This is a genomic window from bacterium (assembly GCA_022616075.1).
GTDB lineage: Bacteria > Acidobacteriota > HRBIN11 > JAKEFK01 > JAKEFK01 > JAKEFK01.
This window is the reverse complement of record JAKEFK010000226.1, coordinates 18,040-39,741: the sequence shown is the minus strand read 5'-3', so window position 1 is coordinate 39,741 and position 21,702 is coordinate 18,040. Positions and strand designations below refer to the sequence as shown.

At 49.0% G+C, this 21,702-nt stretch carries 17 protein-coding genes and 1 pseudogene; 4 read left to right on the top strand and 14 right to left on the bottom strand.

The genetic code is table 11. The features are described from left to right. Window positions 1-221 precede the first annotated feature (221 nt). From L0156_18470 to L0156_18455, 4 genes and pseudogenes are all read right to left on the bottom strand, one after another. A pseudogene (locus L0156_18470) lies at window positions 222-1,096 on the bottom strand (DegT/DnrJ/EryC1/StrS family aminotransferase). A 202-nt stretch (window positions 1,097-1,298) separates the two neighbouring features. Next, window positions 1,299-1,499: an FAD-dependent oxidoreductase gene (locus L0156_18465; GenBank protein ID MCI0604974.1), complete on the bottom strand. Its 201-nt coding sequence runs from the start codon at window positions 1,497-1,499 to the stop codon at window positions 1,299-1,301. After that, a complete protein-coding gene (locus L0156_18460) occupies window positions 1,496-2,116 on the bottom strand; it encodes a 1-acyl-sn-glycerol-3-phosphate acyltransferase (GenBank protein MCI0604973.1) in 621 nt (206 codons plus the stop codon). The genes L0156_18465 and L0156_18460 overlap by 4 nt, the downstream gene beginning before the upstream one ends. Continuing rightward, complete coding sequence (locus tag L0156_18455; GenBank protein ID MCI0604972.1) at window positions 2,116-2,688, bottom strand: TetR/AcrR family transcriptional regulator; 573 nt, start codon at window positions 2,686-2,688, stop codon at window positions 2,116-2,118. Before L0156_18455 ends, L0156_18460 begins: the two co-directional genes overlap by 1 nt. A gap of 263 nt (window positions 2,689-2,951) precedes the next feature. Here L0156_18455 and L0156_18450 point away from each other — a divergent pair, with 263 nt between their 5' ends. Further along, window positions 2,952-5,057 carry a methyl-accepting chemotaxis protein gene (locus tag L0156_18450; protein MCI0604971.1) on the top strand — a complete coding sequence of 702 codons (2,106 nt, stop codon included), beginning with the start codon at window positions 2,952-2,954 and terminating at the stop codon, window positions 5,055-5,057. A 210-nt stretch (window positions 5,058-5,267) separates the two neighbouring features. Here L0156_18450 and L0156_18445 read toward each other — a convergent pair whose 3' ends face one another. From L0156_18445 to L0156_18400, 10 genes are all read right to left on the bottom strand, one after another. Continuing rightward, window positions 5,268-5,588 (bottom strand): OB-fold domain-containing protein, encoded by a 321-nt coding sequence (locus L0156_18445; protein ID MCI0604970.1) that lies wholly within the window; start codon window positions 5,586-5,588, stop codon window positions 5,268-5,270. Between the two features lie 3 nt (window positions 5,589-5,591). After that, complete coding sequence (locus L0156_18440; protein ID MCI0604969.1) at window positions 5,592-6,758, bottom strand: thiolase domain-containing protein; 1,167 nt, start codon at window positions 6,756-6,758, stop codon at window positions 5,592-5,594. A 79-nt stretch (window positions 6,759-6,837) separates the two neighbouring features. Further along, window positions 6,838-10,071, bottom strand: coding sequence for a hypothetical protein (locus tag L0156_18435; protein MCI0604968.1), 3,234 nt, complete (start codon window positions 10,069-10,071; stop codon window positions 6,838-6,840). 45 nt (window positions 10,072-10,116) lie between these two features. Then, complete coding sequence (locus L0156_18430) at window positions 10,117-11,811, bottom strand: M1 family metallopeptidase (protein ID MCI0604967.1); 1,695 nt, start codon at window positions 11,809-11,811, stop codon at window positions 10,117-10,119. Then, entirely contained in the window at window positions 11,808-11,951 is a 144-nt protein-coding gene (locus tag L0156_18425; protein MCI0604966.1) for a hypothetical protein, read from the bottom strand. The genes L0156_18430 and L0156_18425 overlap by 4 nt, the downstream gene beginning before the upstream one ends. Window positions 11,952-11,965: 14 nt before the next feature. Next, on the bottom strand, window positions 11,966-12,628 hold the full coding sequence (locus tag L0156_18420) for a molybdenum cofactor biosynthesis protein MoaE (GenBank protein ID MCI0604965.1): 663 nt from the start codon (window positions 12,626-12,628) through the stop codon (window positions 11,966-11,968). Between the two features lie 7 nt (window positions 12,629-12,635). Further along, window positions 12,636-13,769: a deoxyguanosinetriphosphate triphosphohydrolase gene (locus tag L0156_18415; protein MCI0604964.1), complete on the bottom strand. Its 1,134-nt coding sequence runs from the start codon at window positions 13,767-13,769 to the stop codon at window positions 12,636-12,638. A gap of 1 nt (window position 13,770) precedes the next feature. Beyond that, window positions 13,771-14,667 carry a DUF2520 domain-containing protein gene (locus L0156_18410; GenBank protein MCI0604963.1) on the bottom strand — a complete coding sequence of 299 codons (897 nt, stop codon included), beginning with the start codon at window positions 14,665-14,667 and terminating at the stop codon, window positions 13,771-13,773. Between the two features lie 146 nt (window positions 14,668-14,813). Then, a complete protein-coding gene (gene recG / locus L0156_18405) occupies window positions 14,814-16,901 on the bottom strand; it encodes an ATP-dependent DNA helicase RecG (protein ID MCI0604962.1) in 2,088 nt (695 codons plus the stop codon). Between the two features lie 137 nt (window positions 16,902-17,038). Then, window positions 17,039-19,027: a sigma 54-interacting transcriptional regulator gene (locus L0156_18400; protein ID MCI0604961.1), complete on the bottom strand. Its 1,989-nt coding sequence runs from the start codon at window positions 19,025-19,027 to the stop codon at window positions 17,039-17,041. Between the two features lie 213 nt (window positions 19,028-19,240). Between L0156_18400 and L0156_18395 the strand changes: the two genes are divergently transcribed. The 3 genes from L0156_18395 (at window position 19,241) to dcd (ending at window position 21,642) form a co-directional block, all read left to right on the top strand. Then, window positions 19,241-20,425: a PP2C family protein-serine/threonine phosphatase gene (locus L0156_18395; GenBank protein ID MCI0604960.1), complete on the top strand. Its 1,185-nt coding sequence runs from the start codon at window positions 19,241-19,243 to the stop codon at window positions 20,423-20,425. Between the two features lie 321 nt (window positions 20,426-20,746). Next, window positions 20,747-21,127 carry a hypothetical protein gene (locus tag L0156_18390; protein MCI0604959.1) on the top strand — a complete coding sequence of 127 codons (381 nt, stop codon included), beginning with the start codon at window positions 20,747-20,749 and terminating at the stop codon, window positions 21,125-21,127. Continuing rightward, window positions 21,124-21,642: a dCTP deaminase gene (gene dcd, locus L0156_18385; protein ID MCI0604958.1), complete on the top strand. Its 519-nt coding sequence runs from the start codon at window positions 21,124-21,126 to the stop codon at window positions 21,640-21,642. Before L0156_18390 ends, dcd begins: the two co-directional genes overlap by 4 nt. Window positions 21,643-21,702: the final 60 nt, after the last annotated feature.

Genomic DNA, 21,702 nt, shown 5'->3' with positions numbered 1-21,702 from the left:
GCGCCATTTCTCTGGCAATTTCGGGAGCATGCTCGGTCACCTTTCGTACTGCTTCCACATATTGATGGAGGAGTTCCGGACAAGGCGAGGTAAACACGGGGAAGCGGAGAAGTGTCTCGTTTGCTGCTTCGGTTTGAGGAAGCCGCGCGCCGAAAAATTTCCTGTGCCCTTCCGTAAAGAGCGGTTATTGGTGAAGCAACGGGTAACGGGGCAGAGATACATCACATCCTTCTGCGCGAAGCGCTTCCGCAAATTGCTCGTGTGAAATGCCAAACCGTGTGAATTCGTAACAAACCAGGAATTCGTAATAGACGCGATTGAATGTGCGGAGGCGGCAAAAACGGATGCAATCCAACATCTACAAAGTTAGCTGACAGAAACCGCGCGTTTTGATTTCGAACGGCATTGTGCCGCTCGAGCTTCTGCAGCTGGCATCGCGCCACTGCAGCGGACAAAGGAGACATTCGAGTTTTGATTCCGAAAGTTGTTCCCGCAAAACGTCGAGCGGGTGACTCCAATTCCAGAATCCGCATCATGTCGCCCATGCAGACCGCTTTCTCATACAATCCGCGGTTATCGGTCAAAAAAATTCCTCCTTCGCCGGCAGGAGCCAGTTTGCTGGTCTGCAAACTAAATACAGAAATGTCGCCAAGAGTCCCACATTTGCGTCCTCTCCAGATTGCGCCATGTGCGTGCAAGCATCTTCGATGATTCTTAAGTTGTGCCGCTTCGCGATTTCCAGTAGCTCAGTCATTTTGGATGGTATGCCCCACAGATGAACAACAACGATAGCCCGCGTTCGGGAAGTAATCTTCCGCTCCACATCTTCGGGATCGAGTCCCATTCGTTTCGGTTCGCTTTCACAAAAAACGGGAACCGCGCCTAACCACAACATCGGAACAACGGAAGCCCAGAAAGTTGCCGAAGGCACAATCACCTCGTCGTCCTGTTGCAGATCGAGCGCAAAGAACGCAGCCATCAAAGCAGCTGTCCCATTGCAATGAGCGAACGCATAACGGCGCCCGAGCTCTTCCGTATAGTCCCGTTCGAGCTCGCGAGTCACGGAATGACAGGAAAGATCGCCATGCCGGAGCACCTCCAGTACGGCTTGCTCTTCTTCATGCTCGAGCAGTGGCCATCTCGTTGACTCTTTCGTATCCAATGTTACTGATTTCGAACCCCTAAAATTGCCGGTTTCATAAAACCTCCTGAATCACGTCATCAAATTCCCTTTTGATTCTGTATTCGTATTGACTGATGTCTGCTTCGGCTTTCGTTGCAAGGTCCAAAGTTGCGAGCTAAAGCAGGCCGCCCCACGCCATCATCGCGGATGCCTGACTTGTTCCACTGGAGAAATCGCCTTTATCAACCAGCAAGACTTTATACCCCTTCGAACACAAACTATGGTAAACGGAGGCGCCGTTGATCCCTCCTCCAATGATCGCTACATCAAAAACGTTATTGCGGAGAAGATCCCATTTTTCAGATCGTGTAATCATGAATACACCTCGCGAAGCCCGTGGATTGCTCTCTTCCAATCATCCAAAACTTCGCGACATTCCTTGCCTTGAGGATGCAATGGCTTCCCGATCGTTGCTCGAATGCTGCAAAGACGAAAACCGGGACGCAGACGCGAAAGGAGGTTCTGCGAACCCTCAATCAAAACAGGAATGATAGGAGCATCCGTTTGCGTGGAAAGAATGCCCGCGCCATCGCGTGGCTCCATCAACTTACCCGTAATCGTCCTTCCACCCTCCGGAAATAGGCAAACGTTCATGCCGCGTTGGATTCCGTGAAGTGCGTTCACCAGACAACCGGGAATTTTTCCACCGCGGCTTGTAAGTAGCACTCGCGCATAGCGGATGATCCAGGAAAGAGGAGGCACCCTAAAATTTTTCTCGTACGCAATGTAGAGCGTATTATCGGGAAGGATCGAATAAAGTAGAAGTGGATCGATATCACTCAAATGATTCGGACAAACGAGATAGGACCCCCGTATCGGAATGTTCTCAATGTCTCGCACTTTGAATCCAAAAAAGACTCTTAACAGACCCCGAATCAGCCACTTCAATGCCGAAACCAGAAGTGCTGCCATCATCGAACGTTGATAAAACATTACTTCCCACCCAACATACGGAATGCGGCTTTCGTAACTTCAGGTATATACCGCGAGAGAGGACCCTTTAATTTTTTTTCGGCTACCAGAGTGGCCGGCTCCAGAACCAGTCCATATAACATAGCAGCGCCAAGTCGAGTGTCCTCAATCTTGAACTGTCCTGAGCTCTTTGCTTCTTCAACAAGTTCAAAAACCAGAGTTTCAGGATTCAAATCCTTTCTCAGTTTTTTATGAACTGGAAAATTATGTTGAGAAAGCAAAATAAAAGAAAAAAGATCCGGGTCTTCATCGAAGAAGCGGTAAAACAATTCGATGCCTTCTTCTAACTTTTTTGCGATAGACCTGGATCCTTTCCAGAGAGCTCTCACGCGGGCGCCAAAGGATTCCACTTCACGCTGAAAAAGGCGCCAGGCGAGTTCCTCTTTACCGCTGTAATGACGGTACAACGCACCTTCCGCGCATCCCGCTTCTGCAGCAATATTTTTGATCGTGATCCCTGTGATCCCTCGCGCGGCAAACAGGCGCATCGCCGTCCTTTCAATGTCGTTTAGTTTCGTAACCGGTCTCGCCATAAATCACAAAGGCAGGCGCACTCCGCCATAAACTTTGGGTTGAAGATCAAAAGCGTCCACAGAATCCACACGAGCCATGAAGAAGAGACGAGCACATTCCGACAGCGGAAAATCAGCGCCACCCAGAATCTGCCCGCCAATGTTCGTTTCATTTTCAGAGCTGACTCCAAATAAACCGGTCGTCCCCTTTTGAAAGTGAATCGAGGGACCTGCTCCGGCGGCCGAAAGAATGGTACAATCGTGCGGCTGGATGGATTTGCGCGTTGAACAAGACTTCCACCATACACAGTCTTCGCGCTAAGATTCTTTTGTTTGCCGCATTGCCGGTGGTCCTGATCCTGACGGCGGTGATCGGCCTTCTCGTCACCAGCTCTTACCGGCATCAAATCCAGGAAACCCTCGTAAGGATCAATTTGGAAACCGCGAAGGCGGCTCGTGAAATAGAACGAGGGAGCCTGGAAGCAGTTACCATCGCTCACACCATGGCGCTCGCTCAGGAGAATGGTTTATTCGGCAGCCGGTCCGAATCGATCCTCTATGCCCGCAGGATTCTTGAAAAGCACCCGAACCTTACGGGAGCGTACTTCGGTTACGAACCAAATGCCGATGGCAACGATCAAGTGTTTCTCACAAAAGCGATTGCTCAAGAAAAAAGTGCAACCGACAAAACAGGTCGTTTCCTTCCTTACTGGTTTCGAGACAAGGACGATCCTTCAATCATCCTCATGAATCCTCTGATCGATATGGAGAAAAGCTTCTATTACCAGGGAGTCAAGAACAAGATTAATGAAATTCCCGAGACGCACAATATCGCCCTGGCGACGGAGCTCAGCATTCATTACATCGGACAGAAAAACCAGAATGAAACTTCTGATTCCAACATCATGGTAACCGAACCCTATGATTATGAAGGGAAACTAATCGTTGAACAGACTTATCCCATTGTCCGGAACGGGAAGTTCGTGGGAATAGCAGGAGTTGATCGCTCACTCACGCAGGTGGCCGAGTTTCTTCAACAATTGAAACCTTTTCGAACTTCTGATTTTATCCTGATCAGCCAGAGAGGAAGAATCATTTCGGCCACGATGGATTCTGCGCTGAATACGAAAAGGATTGAGGACACTCCCTACTCAAATGTTTTGCTTGAATTTTACAACGAGAAGTATGATTCCCAGGCGCGATTGATGGTGGATCCCGTTAAATTCGAAGAGTATTACTATGATGCTTCAAAGATCCCTACCGGGAATTGGACTCTAGTTATGCGAGTTTCCCGCGCCGAGATTTTGGTTCCGATAATGACACAATTCCGAAGGTCATCGGGAATCGCGATAGTAGGTCTTGTCTTTATCTTTGTGATACTTGTCTGGTTGGCCAACTCAGTTACCCGCCGGCTTGCAGTTGCCGTTCGACTCGCTGATCAAGTAGCGGCAGGCGACCTGAAAGCCGAAGTGTCTGTCTCGGGAAACGATGAAACTGCGACATTGCTTCGCGCCATCCAAAGCATGATCGAGAATCTGAACGCTTTAATCGGACAGGTAAAGCAATCCTCGGTTGAGCTACTTTCGGCAGCAAGCGATATCACAAATGCGGCAAGAAATCAGCAGGAAGGCGTAAATCACTTCGGCTCTTCAACCAGCCAGATTGCCACTGCGCTCACCGAGATAGCCGCTACTTCACGGGAGCTAACGAGATCGATGGAAAATGTAAATCGTTTAGCAACCGAAACCGGCGCCCAGGCTGTGTCCGGCCGCGGAAGTCTGGATGGAATGGCCTCCACCATGGATGCTCTCCAGGACGCAACTTCTTCCATCTCCTCCCGACTCACAACAATCAGGGAAAAGGCAAACAACATTAATTCCATTATCAAAACCATTACCAAGGTGGCGGATCAAACAAACCTGCTTTCGCTAAATGCGTCGATCGAAGCCCATAAGGCCGGTGATTACGGACTTGGCTTTTCGGTCGTGGCCAATGAAATACAAAGGTTAGCTGATCAGTCAGCCGTCGCAACTCTGGATATTGAAAAAATCGTGAAAGAAATGCACGACGCGGTCTCAGCAGGTGTAACGGAAATGGAACGCTTTATCCGGCAGGTGAGTCAAGGTGTAACCACAATAGCCAAAGTAAATGAGGTTCTGGGCAGTATCATAAAACAGGTAGAGCATATCAGCCCACAATTCGAGGTTATCAACAGGAGTATGCAATCGCAATTGCAAGGGACACAACATATCAAGGATGCAGTACTGCAATTGAACGATGTGGCTCGCGATACCCAAAGATCACTGCAGCAATTCGACAGCGCAACATCAAGACTTCACCACACGGTTGACGGGTTGAGATTGGAAGTTTCACGCTTCAAGGTTGAGTAGATCGCCTCAGACCCTTTTGGCAGGTAGGAAACAATGCTTTTGAACTCGTATTGTATTGCTTCATTGATTCATTGCCGTGTCTGGTCCGGTCAATGCCAGTTTTCCAATCATAGTAATAGCTGTCGACTCGATTCCAAACCGATACAAAGTAGCGTGGACGTCCCGTCCGCATCGCGGGCCAGAGGCCCGCGCTACTTTGCTTAATCGCTGCTATTTCAGCGCAAACACGTAACCGTTTTCGACCGAGATAAGCTCCACCGGCGCATCGATGCGAACATGATCTCCTTCTTGAGTCTGCAGGCGAGCCATCAAACGTGGGCCCTCATCCAGATCGATGATTGCAAGATAGTAGGGAACTATGCTTTTGAATTGTTCCGGCGCAACATGCACTCGCGAAAAGCTGTAGATCTTGCCTGCACCGTTGATCTGCGCGCGTTCAGTGGGAGTCACGTTCAAACAGGAGGGACACAGATCCACATCATCCAGGTATTTGTTCCCGCAAACCGGACAGGTGCGTATGGTTATCTGCATGGTTTAAGCCCTCCTTAGCAAAATGTGCACAACACAGCTGGCGCCGCTACCGCCAAGATTGTGCGCCAGAGCGACTTCGGCATCCTTCACCTGGCGCGGACCAGCTTCCCCGCGCAATTGCAACACGAGCTCTGCTACCTGAGCCACACCGGTTGCTCCTACCGGATGCCCTTTGGATTTGAGGCCCCCGCTGGTATTGACCGGAATTTTTCCACCGATCGCCGTCATACCTTCTATGGTGAAGGGGCCCCCCTGCCCTTTTTTGCAAAAGCCCAGATCTTCGATCGCAATGATCTCCGCAATCGTAAAACAATCATGCACTTCTACAACATCGATGTCGTTCGGAGAAACATTTGCCATTTCAAAAGCTCTGCGGCCCGCTGCAATAGTTGCTTCAAAACGCGTGATGTCTTTCTTCTGGTACATGCAGAAGGAGTCGGAAGCCTGGCCATGCCCGATCACATCCACCGGCGTTTTCGCGTACTGCGCGGCAAGCTCCGAAGCGCAAACAACAAGCGCCGCAGCGCCGTCAGTGATCAACGAACAATCGTACAGATTCAGCGGTTCCGCTACTAATACCGTAGAATTCGCAGCTTTTTCCAACGAAATTTCCTTTTGCATGTGCGCATCCGGATTTTTCGCGCCGTTGGCGTGATTCTTCACGGCCACCTGCGAGATCTGCTGCCGGGTGGTGCCGTATTCGTGCATGTGGCGCGTTGCCATCAGGGCGAACATCGAAGGGAATGTGGCTCCCAGCTTAGCTTCGGTTTCCCAATCCGCCGCCTGCGCCAGATATTCCGTGACTCGCGGTGTGTCCACCGAGTTCATCTTTTCAACGCCACCGACCAGGACAAAATCGTACAACCCTGAACCGACGGCAATCACAGCTTCGCGCAGAGCAGCGCCGCTGGAAGCGCACGCGGCTTCATATCGTGTGCACGGAACATTGGGCAATCCCAATGCCGTGGCTGCATACGCCGCCACATGATTCTGACGATTGAAACCGGTCGCAGCAAAATTGCCAAGGTAAAAAGCCTGAATCATCGATGCATCAATTTTTGCATCCAGCAAAGCCTTCTTACCCGCTTCCGCAATTAAACTCTTTAAAGAACGATCGGGAAAAACTCCAAATCTTGTTTTCCCCATTCCGATGATCGATACGCCTCGCATAAATGAACTCCATGATAAAAATTATAGTATCAAAGTAGCGCGGACGTCTCGTCTGCGGCATCCGCCCGCGCTACTTTGTTTACAGTAAACTAATTTTTGCAGCTTCCACCTGTTGTTTGAACGCCGCAACCTCTTTCTCAAAAATCTTTGTGTATTCTTCTTGAGCTTTCTTGAGAGTATCTTCCGCAACTTTTATATGAGCCTGGTGTGAAGGGGAAGGCGCCCCTGGCGCAGAATCCACGGCTTGTTGTGCATAAGAGATCTTGTTCATTGCGTCAATTTCCGGTGGAATCCCTTTGGTCTTTGGTGGCTGCCAGAATTTCCGTTCCAGATCGTCCAGTTGCTTCTTTAATTTGTTTCCCGACTCACGCAAAGTCTTATAAGGACTTTTTTCAGGATCTTTGAGTGATGCCGCTCGATCCAGCGCATCCACTTTGCGCATGACCACATCGATGTCCGCTTTCACACCCTGAATTTTTTCAATCGCATCGGTTGCCGTTTCCTGCATTTTTCCAAGCCGCGCAAGGGCATCAAAATTTGCTTTGCGATCCGCATCCGAAATAGTGTCACGCGGATCTCCTGTTACACGGACCTGCGAAGAAGCCTGCTGTTCTTTGTACTTTACTGTAACCGTGTAAGTACCCGGCAGTACTTGAGGACCTTCCGGTTCCCTGAATCTTTGCTCCGGAGGCCGGGGTGGTTCGCGAAACGCATCACGACGCAGATCCCAGGTAGCGCGATTTACACCACGCTTTGCCGGCGCTTTGAAGCGTCGAATTACATTTCCCTGCTCATCTGCAACTTCAATGTCCACCTGTGGCCCTTTGTCCTCTTCCTTTCTGGGCGCTATCACGGGAATATCTTCCTTCTCCATTAAAAGCTCTCCGGTTTCTTTCCCTGAATACTTTTTCTGTCTTTCCTGTTCTTTGAGCTCCTTCTCCTTTTTGGGATCCGGATAGGGTAAACCGGCAACGTTTAAGGAATACGTCAACATTGCTCCGTAAGGTTCGCTTTCACCGCGGAATTCGCCGTGACCCGCAAAAGGTGGTCTACCGAAAGGCTGTGACTGATAATGATGCGCATCAGGAACAGCAAAGACATGAACCGGTTTTTTCAAAATGTCTTCACTCAGAGTCCGCAAAGGAGTGATGTCATCGATGATGTACAGCGCGCGACCGTGAGTCGCAATCACGAGGTCCTGTTCTCTTGGATGGATTGTAAGATCCATCGTGGAAACCGTTGGAAGGCCGTGAGTCCACTTCATCCAGTGTTTACCTCCGTTCAGACTCACATACAATCCGAATTCCGTTCCAAGAAAGAGAAGATCTTTCTTCACGGAATCCTGTGTGATTGCGAGAGCGTATCCCCACAGGTCCTTTGTTGCAAGATTCTTCCATGTCTTTCCAAAATCGTTTGTTTCATAAACATAGGGAGTCCAGTTGGAACGGCGATGATCATCAAGGATTACGAACGCAGAGCCTGCCTCATGTTTGGATGGTTCGATGTGAGGGATCCACGTATTTGCGGGAACATCTTTGATATTCTTCTCCACGCTCGACCAGTTTTTCCCGCCATCTCGCGTTACGTGCAACCTGCCATCATCGCTGCCAACCCAGAGCACGTTTCGATCGAGCGGACTGATGGCGATTGCAATGATGGTAGTGAAGTTTTCCGCGCCGGTAACATCCAGTGTGAGACCGCCGCTTTGTTCCTGTTTTTGCCACTCTGGATTATTGGAAGTCAGATCCGGACTGATCTTCGTCCAGGAGTCACCACGATCGGTCGACTTGTGAACATATTGACTGCCGTAGTAAACGGCGCCATCTTCTTGATCCACAGCGAGCCCTGCATTCCAATTGAATCGCAGTTTCTGTCCATCCGGCGCAGGAGGGCGAATATCTTTTCGCTCGCCGGTCTTTATGTTATAACGCATCAAGTAGCCTTCCTGGCTCATCGAATATCCCATGCTGGAATCTTTTGGATCCGGCGCCGTGTCAAAGCCATCTCCAAAACCGACCATCATCCAGTGATGATTTCTGATTCCTCCACTCTCCCAGACCTCATTGGGGCCGCGCCAGGAACCGTTATCCTGCAAGCCACCATACACGTTGTAAGGAGTATCCATGTCCACTCTAATATGGTAGAACTGCGCCAGAGGAATATTCCCAACAAACCGCCAGGTAACGCCACGGTCCTGTGTCACCGCAACTCCACCATCATTCCCTACAATCATGTGTGTTGGATCATTGTTGTTAATCCAGAGTGCGTGATAGTCAGGATGAACGTCCCGGAATGGAACCAGAACTTCCCAGGATTTACCACCATCATTCGATACGCGGACCAGACTTTCCAATCGATACAACCGGTTCGTTAGAACGGGATCGACGCGAATATCGGCGTAATAAAAAGGGCGTCCCGCGACATCCGGCTCTTCATTCATCGTTTTCCATGCTCTGCCGCCATCTTCCGAACGAATGACAGCGCTCTTTTGCGCTTCCACAATTGCATACACGATTTGTGAATTGGCGCGGGAAAAAGCGACACCGATTCTTCCCAGCAATCCTTTCGGCAGACCATCCTCTTCGCTTAATTTGGACCAGGACTGCCCGCCATCCACCGTAACGTGTAAACCGCTGCCCGGACCACCGGAACGGAAAAACCAGGGCCATCGACGGTATTCCCACATTGCAGCAAATAGTTTGTTCGGATTCACTGGATCCATTGCAAGATCCGCGCATCCGGTTTTTTCGTTTACGAATAAAACCTTCGTCCAGGTCTTTCCACCATCCACAGTTTTGAAAACGCCACGGTCTGCGTTCTCACCCCACTCTCTTCCCAGAGCTGCAACGAATGCGACGTTTGGATCATTTGGATGCAATCTGATTCTGCTGATCCTTTCGGTCCCATCCAATCCCAGGTGTTTCCACGTTTTGCCGCCATCCATGGTTTTGTAAACGCCATTTCCAACAGATGCGCTGTTGCGAACGTTTCCTTCACCGGTCCCAACCCAGACGATGTCCGGATTTGCCTGATAAATCGAAACGGCCCCGATCGCGGCTACCTTCTGATCATCGAAAATGGGAGCCCATGTGTTTCCACCATTTTCTGATTTCCAGACTCCTCCCGTGGCAGCGCCTACATACACGATGTCCGGATTAGAATGAACCGCATCAATTGCCGCCACGCGGCCGCTCATCGAAGCGGGACCAATCGAACGGGCCTTCAATCCGGCAAGAAGCCCCGGATCAATTTCACCAAACGCAAATGATGATACAAAGATCGACACAGCAAGAACGCACAGAAGATGCCGCATCCAAACCCCTCCTTATTTGTAACGCCGACTTCCAGCCGGCAAGACTTATTGCTTTAAAATCTGATCCAGTTCTTTTAATAGATCATCCAATCTTTCCGTAGGAATATCCTGATTTGTAGATAGCACCGTCTTTATCACACCATCGAGCGTGCCCGGTCCGATATCTTCATCGCCATACACACCATTCATCCAGCGCTGAAACAGGTCTTCGATAGCTTTGCCTTTTGCCGGCGATTTTTTTTGCGCAATCTTTTTGAAATCATCGGGTCCGGCAATTCCGAACCAGTATGTCTGATAGTAACTCCTGGCCGCTGAAAGAAATGCAGCGTTTCCCATCAATGATCGGAGGTGATCAAAAAATAAAGCGCCCTTACCATATATAATCGCGGCGTATTCCAGCGGACCTTGAAAAGAGGAAGCGGGCAGTAGCACCGGCTTATCCTGACCACCCAGCAATCGATGCATCTGATAGTTCACTTTCATTTGCATCGCCATTTGCTGTTCGGCGGCTTTTCGCCCGTAATAGTGTTCAAAGTAGAGAATTGCAGAATAATTAGCCATCGCTTCATCGATGAAGGGATGCTTCTTGGAATTGCTTCCTACGACTGCGTTCCACCACTGGTGTGCTACTTCATGAACCACGACGAATTCGAGAAGCTGGCCGAAGACTGGATTCCCCGCCAGCAGATTCTTCAATACATCGTCGTTTACTTCCTGTTGATCTTCCTGATAAAGCATAGAGGAAATCGTTACGAGTCCGGGAAATTCCACGCCTCCCGCGCCTCCATAGAGCGGCGCCTCCACAATATCGAGTTCGGTGTAAGGATAACGTCCGAAAGATTGCTCAAAGTATTCGAAAGCTTTCGCGGCGCTCTCCAGCACAGAGAGACCGCTTTTGCTGTGCTGTTGCAAAAAGAAAGATCGAATTGTTGTTTTGTTCTTTAATTGAGTCGCTTCTGAAAACGCGCGGCTGAGCTCTACTTCGAAATCCCTCGACATGGGTGAATCGATCGTATGTGTCAGATTTCCGTTTGAAGCCGGTGTCCTGTTGATCTCAACACCGGTTGTCACAACTCGATATTCGGCAGGAACAGTGATCGCGACTTTAAAATCTGCAGGGTCGAAATAACTTACGTCTCCTATCCCCGCGTATTTTTCTTCATCCCAGCCTTCTTTGTCATATTTCGCAAGAATCGGATACCACAGACCCAGATTGATAATGTCCTTGCCGGAGCTGAATACGCCATAATCCGTTTCTGACTGGCTCTTCGGATCCATCATTCTTTTTAGTTCATCGAGGGCCTGGCTGAACAGATCGGTGCTCTGTTTTTGCTCCGGTACCGTGGATCGAAAATCAAATTCAATGATCACCGAGTGTCCCTGTAACAGCTCTTTGCCGAGTGGAATCCGCAGGTAAGGTCCCTTTTCTTCAATCTGTGCAGCTTCCTGGTTTACTACAGTATTAGAGATAGTCATGTAATGTTTCTGAGATTTTGTAAGTCCGGGATCATTCGGGTACACAAAGAAGACAACGTAGTTTGTGGATCGTTTTTGCCGGTTTGTGAAAACAACCTTCTGGCGCCCCTTATAACTTCTGTTTTTGGTATCGACTTCCAGCGAGATGTCGTATTGAGATCGTATTGGCCATTCCCGCTTTACCCTGGCCCATGCAGTCCCTTCCAGTGCCGCGTAGGTGTTCAACGGCAAGACCAGAAGCAATAAAAGGACCAGACGTCTCATGATTTTTTTTCGACCAACCATCCAATATAGAAGATCGCGATGCCAATCGCGAGCGCTCCTAGCTCAAACCGGACCAGGCTGTACTGTATGCCGTACAAAAAACCGGCGGCGACAACCACCATTCCGATTAATTCAAGCATCTTCCCACTCCATTTCACCGGTCACTTTCCTCACAAGCTCCGATCCATTCTTCGCCGTCTTCTGAGACTTCCTTTTTCCAGATCGGGACCCTGTGTTTCAACTCATCAATACCATACCGGCAAGCATCCATTGCTTCTTTCCGGTGCTCCGCTGAAACCGCAACGATGACAGCAATATCGCCAATCTCGAGTTTTCCGATCCGGTGCTCCACATGCACTTTCCGCAAGGGCCATTTGTTTTGCATTTCTTTTACGATCTTTGCAATTTCATTTTCCGCCATGGAAACGTGGCACTCATAATAAAGATGGCGGATTCTCTTCCCTTCGTTCCATCGCCGCACACGACCGATAAAAATTGCCTCGCCGCCACCATTCTCATCGCGGATCGCATCCAGCGCGCGGTCCACTGAAAGCGCCGTTGTATAAATAAAGGATGCAGCACCGCCACTGACCGGTGGGAATATCATCAACGAATCCTGATCCTGAAGTTCCGTATCTGGCGAAACATATTCATCCCGAATTGCGAAGAGCGCCGGTATACCTCCCATGCGCGGAAATTTCGTTTGCAGTTCTTTCCATAATCTATCGCAGGTAATGCCAGGATGATAATCCCACTGTAGGTCCCGCGTCCCGGCGAAGTCAGCGAACGCAGCGAATAATCTTATATGGATGGTCATTGGAAATTCAAACGCGGTGACGTGGATTGAATAACTTCTCGTATTCTTCTATGGCGAAACGATCGGTCATCCCTGCGATGTAGTCACAGATGATTCGTTCCTTTCCCTCTGTTTTTGTTTTCTGCTGATACTGAGAAGGAAGCAGCGCTGGATCTTCCCGATAGGCGCGGAAGAGAGAATCCAGAATTCGTCGCGCCTTACTCTTCATCCGGTGGACCCGGTAATGCGTATACAGATTCTTATACAGATAAGTTTTCAATTCGCGATTTTTGTCGCCTATTTCATCGCTGAAACAAGGAATCAGACGCGGCGCGTTTCTTACATCTTGAAGCGAATGAATCTTCTCCCGCTGAAGAGTTCGCTTGCAATTTTCAACGAGGTCGGTCACAAGAATATTGATCAGTCGAATGATGGTTGCGTTGATGATCAGCTTGGCGGGCGCTCCCGCATTTTCTTTTTGTACGGCCTGATGGATTTCTCGAAAAATGGTCACGTTTCTTACCAGATCGTCCAGATCCAGTAAGCGCGACTCAAGTCCATCATCCAGATCGTGATTATTGTACGCGATTTCATCACAGAGATCGATGATCTGCGCTTCCAGAGGTGGGCATTCATTCAAGATATATTCGCGCAATGCTTCTGGCGGATTTTTCATTCCTTTATAGCTGGCGCTGTGTTTAACAATTCCTTCACGCACTTCAAATGTTAAATTTAAGCCTGGAAATTCAATATACTTTTGTTCGAGTTGCTCAACGATCCGGAGTGTTTGAAGGTTGTGTTCGAAACCGCCATGATTTTTCATCATCTCGTCAAGCACGTCCTGACCGGAATGTCCAAAGGGCGGATGGCCCATATCATGAGAAAGTGCCAGAGCTTCCGCAAGATCTACATTGAGGCCCAGGGCGCTGGAAACGGTGCGCGCTATTTGCGAGACTTCCAGGCTGTGTGTCAGGCGCGTCCGGTAATGATCCCCCTCATGATTGACGAAAACCTGCGTCTTATATTCGAGGCGGCGGAAAGCGCGTGAGTGGATGATCCGGTCTCTGTCACGTTGAAAAGGAGTCCTGTAAGGATGCTCATTTTCGGGATACCGGCGGCCACGGGTCTCTTCATTGCGAATCGCATATTCAGCTAAGTTCATTTCAGTTCACGGTTTCCTTGCGTGTCAGAATTTTCGCAATTTCTTGCGCTTTCTTCGGAGAGATTTTCCCTGCGCGCAAAGCAATCTTTACGGCCTCCTGACCGAGAATTTTATACATGTCGCCGACTTCCGGTGTCAAAGTCTGAAGCGCTTCCAGATGGCGCTTGATGGTCGCCGCATCACCGCGGGCAACAGGGCCGGTTAAAGCTTCTCCCACACCGAGATCTTCTACATTCTGCAAAGCGCCCACCATCAATGGTAAGAATGCATCGAAGGAATCTTCTTGCGTCTCGCCAAGATCCTGCATGATGTGAAGCGCCACATCAATCAAAACCATTAGGTAGTTTGCGGCAAAAACTCCCGCGACGTGATACAGCACCTTTCTGCCGGTTGGAATCAACAACAGTTTGCCTTGCAGATGGTCCACGATCTGAACCGCAAGCTCCATCGCTTTGTCGCTGCCTTCAATCGCGTAATAGATTCCAGGAAGAGTCTCCAGCGCTTTCGCAGGATCCGCAAATACCTGCAGCGGATGGATCGACGCTACCTGTGCCTTCTTCCTGGCGAGTGGCTCTAATACAGTAGAGCTAATGGAACCGCTGGTGTGAAAGAAATAGTGAGTCTCCAGAGAATCCGGTCCGATTTCCACAATTTTTTCGACAACCTCTTGAAGCGCATCGTCGTTGGTGGTGATGAAATGAATCCTGGTGGAATCGAGTGCAGATTCCAGATCGGTCGACGGAACACCGCCTCCAATAAAGGAAACAGCGTCCCCGGCGTTTGCCGCAGTTCTGCAGATGACAGCGCCAGTCTTGTAGCCAGCATTCTGTAGAGCTCGAGCAAGAGTTCGCCCGACCTTACCGCAGCCAATCCACGAGATGCTTTGCAGTTCCGCCATTCCAGTGAATATAACGCAAAGGCGCAAAGACGCCAAGTTTATGGCGTGCAACGCCCATCGATACGATGAAGGTTTTACTCATTGCATCTAACGCAAAGAGCCAAGAAAAAAACCTATAATTACTTTGCACCTTGGCGTCTTTGCGTTTAACCGACCTGGATAAGACCGAAGCGGTTGTTCCAGTATTTTTGGAAGAAATTCTTGAGCACTACAGGATTTTTGCGGTAAGTCTCGATGTATTCAAACGCTTCTTTTCTTGCCACTTCTAAAATCTTCTGATCCAGCAATAGGTTTCCAATCCGAAATGTCGGGAGACCTGATTGTCTTGTTCCTGTCAGTTCGCCGGGGCCGCGTATTTTCAAATCAGTTTCGGCAATCTTGAAACCATCGTTCGTAGCAACCATAGCATCGATCCGCATCTTTGCTTCTTCTGTCAGATCCGGCGGAATCAACAAATAGCAAAAAGATGCATCCGGACCGCGCCCAACGCGCCCCCGCAGCTGATGCAATTGAGACAGTCCGAATCGCTCCGCATGTTCGATGACCATGATGCTTGCGTTGGCAACATCGATGCCAACTTCAATTACGGTTGTGGCAACGAGCATGTGCATTTTGCGCTCCAGAAAATTGCGCATGATCTCTTCCCGTTCCTTCGCCGGAATACCACCATGGATCAATCCGATGGATAGATCAGGAAAGGACTTGCGAAGTTCCTTGGCGAGTTTTTCTGCCGCCGACAATTGCAGTTTTTCTGATTCTTCGATCAGAGGACAGAGCACATAGGCTTGTTTTCCGGACCGCACAGATGCCGCAACCTGATGATACAACTCGGCCTTCTTCTTCAACGGCCACTTGCGCGTCATAATTCCTTTACGCCCCGGTGGCATCTCGTCCAGCACAGAAGTTTCCAGATCTCCATAAACTGTGAGCGCAAGCGATCGCGGAATCGGCGTTGCGGTCATGATCAAGCAATCCGGATTCTCCCCCTTTTTGATCAACGCTTCCCGTTGCAAAACGCCAAACCTGTGCTGCTCATCGATAATGACAAGACCCAACCGGTGAAAGATCACCGGATCCTGGATCAAAGCATGAGTGCCAATCACCAGAGCACACGCGCCGCTGGCGACTTCTTCCATGTATTGCGCGCGGTTCTTTTTGGATTGTCCGCTGACCAGAAGTCTTACCACATAAGGAGTATTCCGGAGCAAGTAAGAAATATTGCTGAAGTGTTGCTCCGAAAGAATCTCCGTTGGGACCATGAATGCGGCCTGCAGGCCGTTTTCTATTGCCACGATACAGGCCATGAGGGCCACAATTGTCTTCCCGCTCCCAACATCCCCCTGGAGCAAACGGTACATGACCGTCTCATGCTTCATGTCTTCGACAATTTCGCGTGTCACTTTTTTTTGCGCTTCTGTCAGGCGAAAAGGCAACGCCTGGCGCGCTTTTTCGCGGATCCGGTTGTCGATCGCGATCCTGCTTTTCTTTTTCGGACGCTCCTTTTGTCTGTAGGCAAGACCCACTTGCAGCAAAAAGAATTCTTCAAAGATGAGCCGGCGGTGCCCGGGCGACCTCCGATTCTGCAGCTCTTCCAAAGAAGTTTCGGGCGCCGGGAAATGAAGCTGTGTAAATGCAGCCTGGCGTCCGACCAGTTTGTATTTTTTTCGCAAATCATCGGAAAGCGGCTCACCATACGCTTGTGGCTGAATCGATTCCAGACATCCTTTTACCATCCATCGAAGCATCTTCGGTGTGATGTTCCCGATGCGCTCGTATACAGGCCGGACCCTCAAATATTCGGAAGCATCTTCCTTCTTCAAAAACTCATAGTGCGGATTCTCCATCTCTGCATCATGGCCGAAAGGATCGACACGCACCGTTCCATGCACAATCACTTTTTTTGCTTTTTCAAATTGCTCCTTTAAATAAGGCTGATTAAAAAAGCGAACCAGAATGGAACCGGACGAATCTTGCACGGTGACTTCCAGAATCTTGAATCGCTGGCGTGAAGTGATGTGCATATGAATGCGTGTGACATTCCCGATGACGGTTGAAATTTCTCCGTCTGCGACATCCTTCACGCTCTTTGGATGGCGCCAGTCCTCGTACCGAAAGGGCAAATGCCACAGTAGATCTTCAATCGTGCGAATGCCATGGTTCCTGAAAATTTTGCCGCGCGCTTCATTCACCATGGGCGCATTTTCAATGCTGGAGGAAAGTTGCAGAAAATTCACGCGATTCATTATAGTAGTGGCAGAGCATTTGCGACGTCAAAATGAAAATGCTGCAACTTGAAACAACAACAACTAATGAGCATACGCTTAATCAATATGGCAAATGCTCTGCAACTACCAGTAGTTAAGACGCAAAGCTAATGAATGGCAAGTGAGGTTTCGGAGCGGCTTTTTTTGAGAGAGTATTTGCGCATCTTTTTCTGCAAACCCTGGCGGGTTAATCCCAGAGCTCGTGCGGTGTTCGAGACATTCCACGCATGCTCATCCAGACTTTGACGGATCAGATAAGACTCGATCGTCGAAAGTTTATCTTGCAGCGAAGCTCCGTTGATCGGCATGGAGGCCGGCACCGATACGCCGGCAAGATTGGGGGGCAGATGCCTGGAATTAATCTCCGGATCTCTGGTCAAAATGACGACTCGCTCTACAATGTTTTCCAATTCACGAACGTTTCCGGGCCAGTCATATTCCTGCAAAGCGTTCATCGCTTCCGGAGATACTTTTTTCACGGGCAGCTCGTTACGAACACAAAATTTTTCGACAAAATAGTTCACCAGAACCGGGACGTCTTCTTTTCGTTCGCGTAGAGGCGGAATATAGAGTGGAACGACGTTGACGCGGTAGTAGAGATCTTTCCGGAATTTTCCTTCCGCAACAAGCTTTTCCATATCCTGGTTGGTGGCACAAATGATGCGGACGTTCACTTTCTTGTTTGCCTTGTCTTCGCCAATTTTCTGGATTTCACCGTATTGCACCGCGCGTAGCAGAAGTGTTTGAAGCTTCATGCTCATATCCGCCACTTCATCCAAAAACAGAGTTCCTTCATGCGCCAGCTCGAATTTGCCCATTTGATCGCGAATGGCGCCGGTAAAGGATCCTTTCACGTGCCCGAACAACTCGTTGGCCAGGATCTCTTCGGTCAGGCCGCCGCAATTCACTGTAATGAAAGGCTTCTCTCGCCTCTTGCTATTGAAATGAACGGCGTGCGCAATCAGCTCCTTTCCCACTCCGCTTTCACCAAGAAGCAGAACGGTAGACTCGGACTGAGAAACGCTTTCAACGAATTGATCCACTTCCTGCATGATTCTGCTTTTGCCGATGATCGTGACCTCTCCGCCCTTCTCACGAATGTATTCTCCCAGTTGCGCCCGTCTCAGGAAGAAGACCATTTCATCGACAAGTTTTTGTAGCGACTTCACGGAACCAGGAAGAAAATGATTCAGACGCGTGGATTCCAGAATCACAACGCCGATCGCGCGCCCCTGGAAAAGAATTGGAATTCCCAGATTTGATTGAATGTTCCGGAAAATCTGAACGTAATGCGGATCTTTTGAGACGTCGCCGCAAAGATAAGGAGTTCTCGTCTTTAACACTTGAAAGGAAATTCCATTGCGATGATGGGCTGAATAACGCAGTCGTTCAGGAGGATTTTCCACAAAATCGCCCTTGCTTGCCTGCTTTTTTATGATGAGATCACCGGTCGATTCCTCCAACAGCAAAATCGTCCCGTGCGCGGTGTCGGTCAGCTCCAGAGTAAGCTCCAGAATATTTTTCAGCAACTGATCCAGCTGATGGCTTTCTTTTGGATCCATCCGGAGAATTTTCGTCGTCAGCTCATCACGCAGCTGATTCTCTTTTTGAAGCGCCTCGAATCTCTGAATCGTTTTGATTAAGGATGCGGATTGTGAACAAAGAGCAAGGAGGAAGGCCAGATCTTCGTTTGTAAATGCTGCAGGCCTATTCGATTCAACAACAAGCATTCCAACAACATTTGGGCTCGCAGATTTCTTATCACCGGGACTGTTCTGCACGGAGATTGCGGTTTGCAACAGTGCCAGTGGCACATAAACGGCGGAGCGGCTGCCGCGATAAAAAGGAAGATGAAAGTCGGAATCAGAATAGTCAGGAACAATTTCGTAATGCGCCTCAAAGGCAATTTTTTTGAAGACCGGTTCCATGAGCGCAATTTTTGTGGTCTTTCGAAGGAGATTTTCCTGTTCGGTTTTTGCGCGAATGTCCAGGATTTCCTTCTCATAATCGATGAGCGCAATCAATCCGTAGGGAGCGTCCAGAGATTCAAGACAGAATTGAAGGATGCGGTCCAGCACCTGGCCGGAGCTGGTCATTTCATGTAGCTCGAGTATGAGTGGATAGAACCGCGATAGTCGCTCGTCTCGCTTGACAGCACTACGCGTCTGTGCCTGTGTGATTTGCAACGAATCCCCCGAACGCAAGTCATGTTACCATAGCGTGACGTTTTTGTCAGGATTTGATTATAACCCTTGAACTCTTGAACCCTTGAACTCTTGAACCCTTCTATATACTATTGCGGAAATCTTATGGACCACCGAACGCTCTTAATCAAGCTGGAGAACACGCTCAGGAAAATTGAGTCTTCTCCGGCGATCGGGGCTATGTTGCAGGGAATTCTCACATCGATCATCCAGGAGCTTGGACCGGAGCTCGGTATCAGAGGAGGACGAGTTTACGAGGCGGCAAACCGTCATTATCAGCTAATCTCACAGTCGGGGGATTCACAAGCGCCTGATAACTTTTCTATTTCTATGGAATATCCTTGTGTGCAGGTTCTAAAACAGGAAGGTCAGATTCTAGCAAACGAAAGCCATCCCTGCTTTGATCCTGAAATTGAAGGTCCGCTTGGTATTTCCCGCTTTGCTGCGATTTCACTCGGAGACAATGACGAATATGTGATTTCGTTTACTCTGTCCGAGCCGGTCAACGAATCACAAGTGGAATACGCTCTGACATTGATTCGACATGTGGCGAATTACAAAATCCGGGCGACCCGACTGGAATTTTACATTTCGGAAGCGCGCAAAATTCAAATGAGTTTGCTACCGCAAGAATTCCCGAATTTCTATGGTTTTGACATCTACGGGAAGTCTGTTCCTGCGGAAATCGTCGGCGGCGACATTTTCGATGTGATTCCAATTTCAGACACAATCCTGGGGCTCGCCATTGCCGATGCAAGCGGACACGGACTTCCTGCAGCATTACAGGTACGCGATGTGTATGTCGGATTAAGAATGGGTTTAGAGAAAGATCAGAAGATTGTGCGCACAATGCAAAAACTCAATCATGTACTTGCCCAGGCAGGAAAGAGTCACGAGTTCATCACACTTTTTTATGCAGAGCTGGAGGACAACGGCAATCTTTTCTATTGCAATGCGGGTCATCATCCACCGCTGTTCTTTGGTCATTCAAAAGTGCATGAGCTCGGTCGCGGCGGGCTGATTCTTGGTCCCTATCCAAACGCAAAATACGAACGTGGTTTTGCGTACTTTGAACCGGGGAATCTTCTTGTAATGTACACGGACGGTATTTCAGAGGGAACGAACTCAGTTGGGGAGGAGTTCGGCACCGAGCGCATCACAAAAGTAGTCAAGAAACATCGCGATGCCACGAGTAAAGAGATTTGCGAAGCGATCTTTGCTGCAGCCGAGAAATTTGTGGGACACGCTAAAGCGAAAGATGATCGAACTGTGATGGTAATCAAACGCTAATCAGTTACGCTTTTTTGTCGTCGAGCCTCTTCACACTCTTCCTTGGAAACGAGCCATTGTTCGGCTTTACAGCGCATTAACAGTTTATTCACAGAACCTGTGGAAAACTTGAGAGCTCTGAAAACTCCAAACTGTTAAGTGATTCTTTTGCAGCAATTTACTCGCGCTGGTCAAAAAAAATGCCTTCTGAAAAAATTACAGTCCACAACTGATAGTGGATGGAATTTGCAATAGATACTAGATGGCCTTATCATAGAGGACAATAAAAGGGTGAGTTGGAAGTTGCCACACAAAAATCCTCAACCAAGTCAAGAGGCCACAATGCGAGACAGAAAAGCAAAAAAATTTCTGGAAGAATTGAGTCAAATTAATGAGTCAGTTCCGATTATTGTGGAAGGGTTCCGCGATGTTCAAGCTTTGCGAACGCTGGGGATTCAAGGAGAAATTGTGAAGCTGCATTCGGGACGCAGCATCCAGCAATTTTGTGAGGAATTCTCGGAGCATCACGGTGAAGCGGTCATTTTGACCGACTGGGACAACCGCGGCAACCAATTGTTTCATCTGGTCACTCGTTTCATGGATGCTCATTGGGAACCGCACAATCATTTTCGTGAAACTCTGCGTGACCTTGCAGGAGGGGCATTCAAGCAAGTGGAGCGGATGACGATGTGGGAACATCTGTCTCTTGCGAATCAAGCATGAGCATTTTGACTCATGACGAAATACTGAAAGAAATCTCCGCAGGCAATATCAACATAGATCCATTTCACCCGGAGTGCGTCGGCCCTGCCAGTGTGGATTTGCATCTTGGAAATGAGTTTCGCGTGTTCCGTAAAGTCCATGACATTGTTCGTGTAACCACGGATGCAAATTATGAGGAGATTACGGAACGGATACTTGTTCAAGATCACCTGTTGTTGATGCCGCAAGAAACCGTGCTGGGAATTACAATTGAGAAGATTACGCTGGCGTCACATCTTTGCGGGTGGCTGGAAGGTAGAAGCCGCTTTTCACGGCTTGGGTTGCTGGTTCATATTTCCGCGAGTTTCATGCAGCCCGGAATCGAAAACAAACAATGTTTGGAAATCAGTAATTTTTCACCAACACCGATGGCGCTTTATCCAGGCACTCCTATATGCCAGTTCATCTTTCAGCGAACGATCGGCGCAGCAAAATACAAGGGAAAGTTTCGCAATCAGAAAGAGGGAAATTTTTAACGCAAAGGCGCAAAGACGCTAAGAAGAATCTGTTCTTTTTTTCTTTGCGCCTTGGCGTCT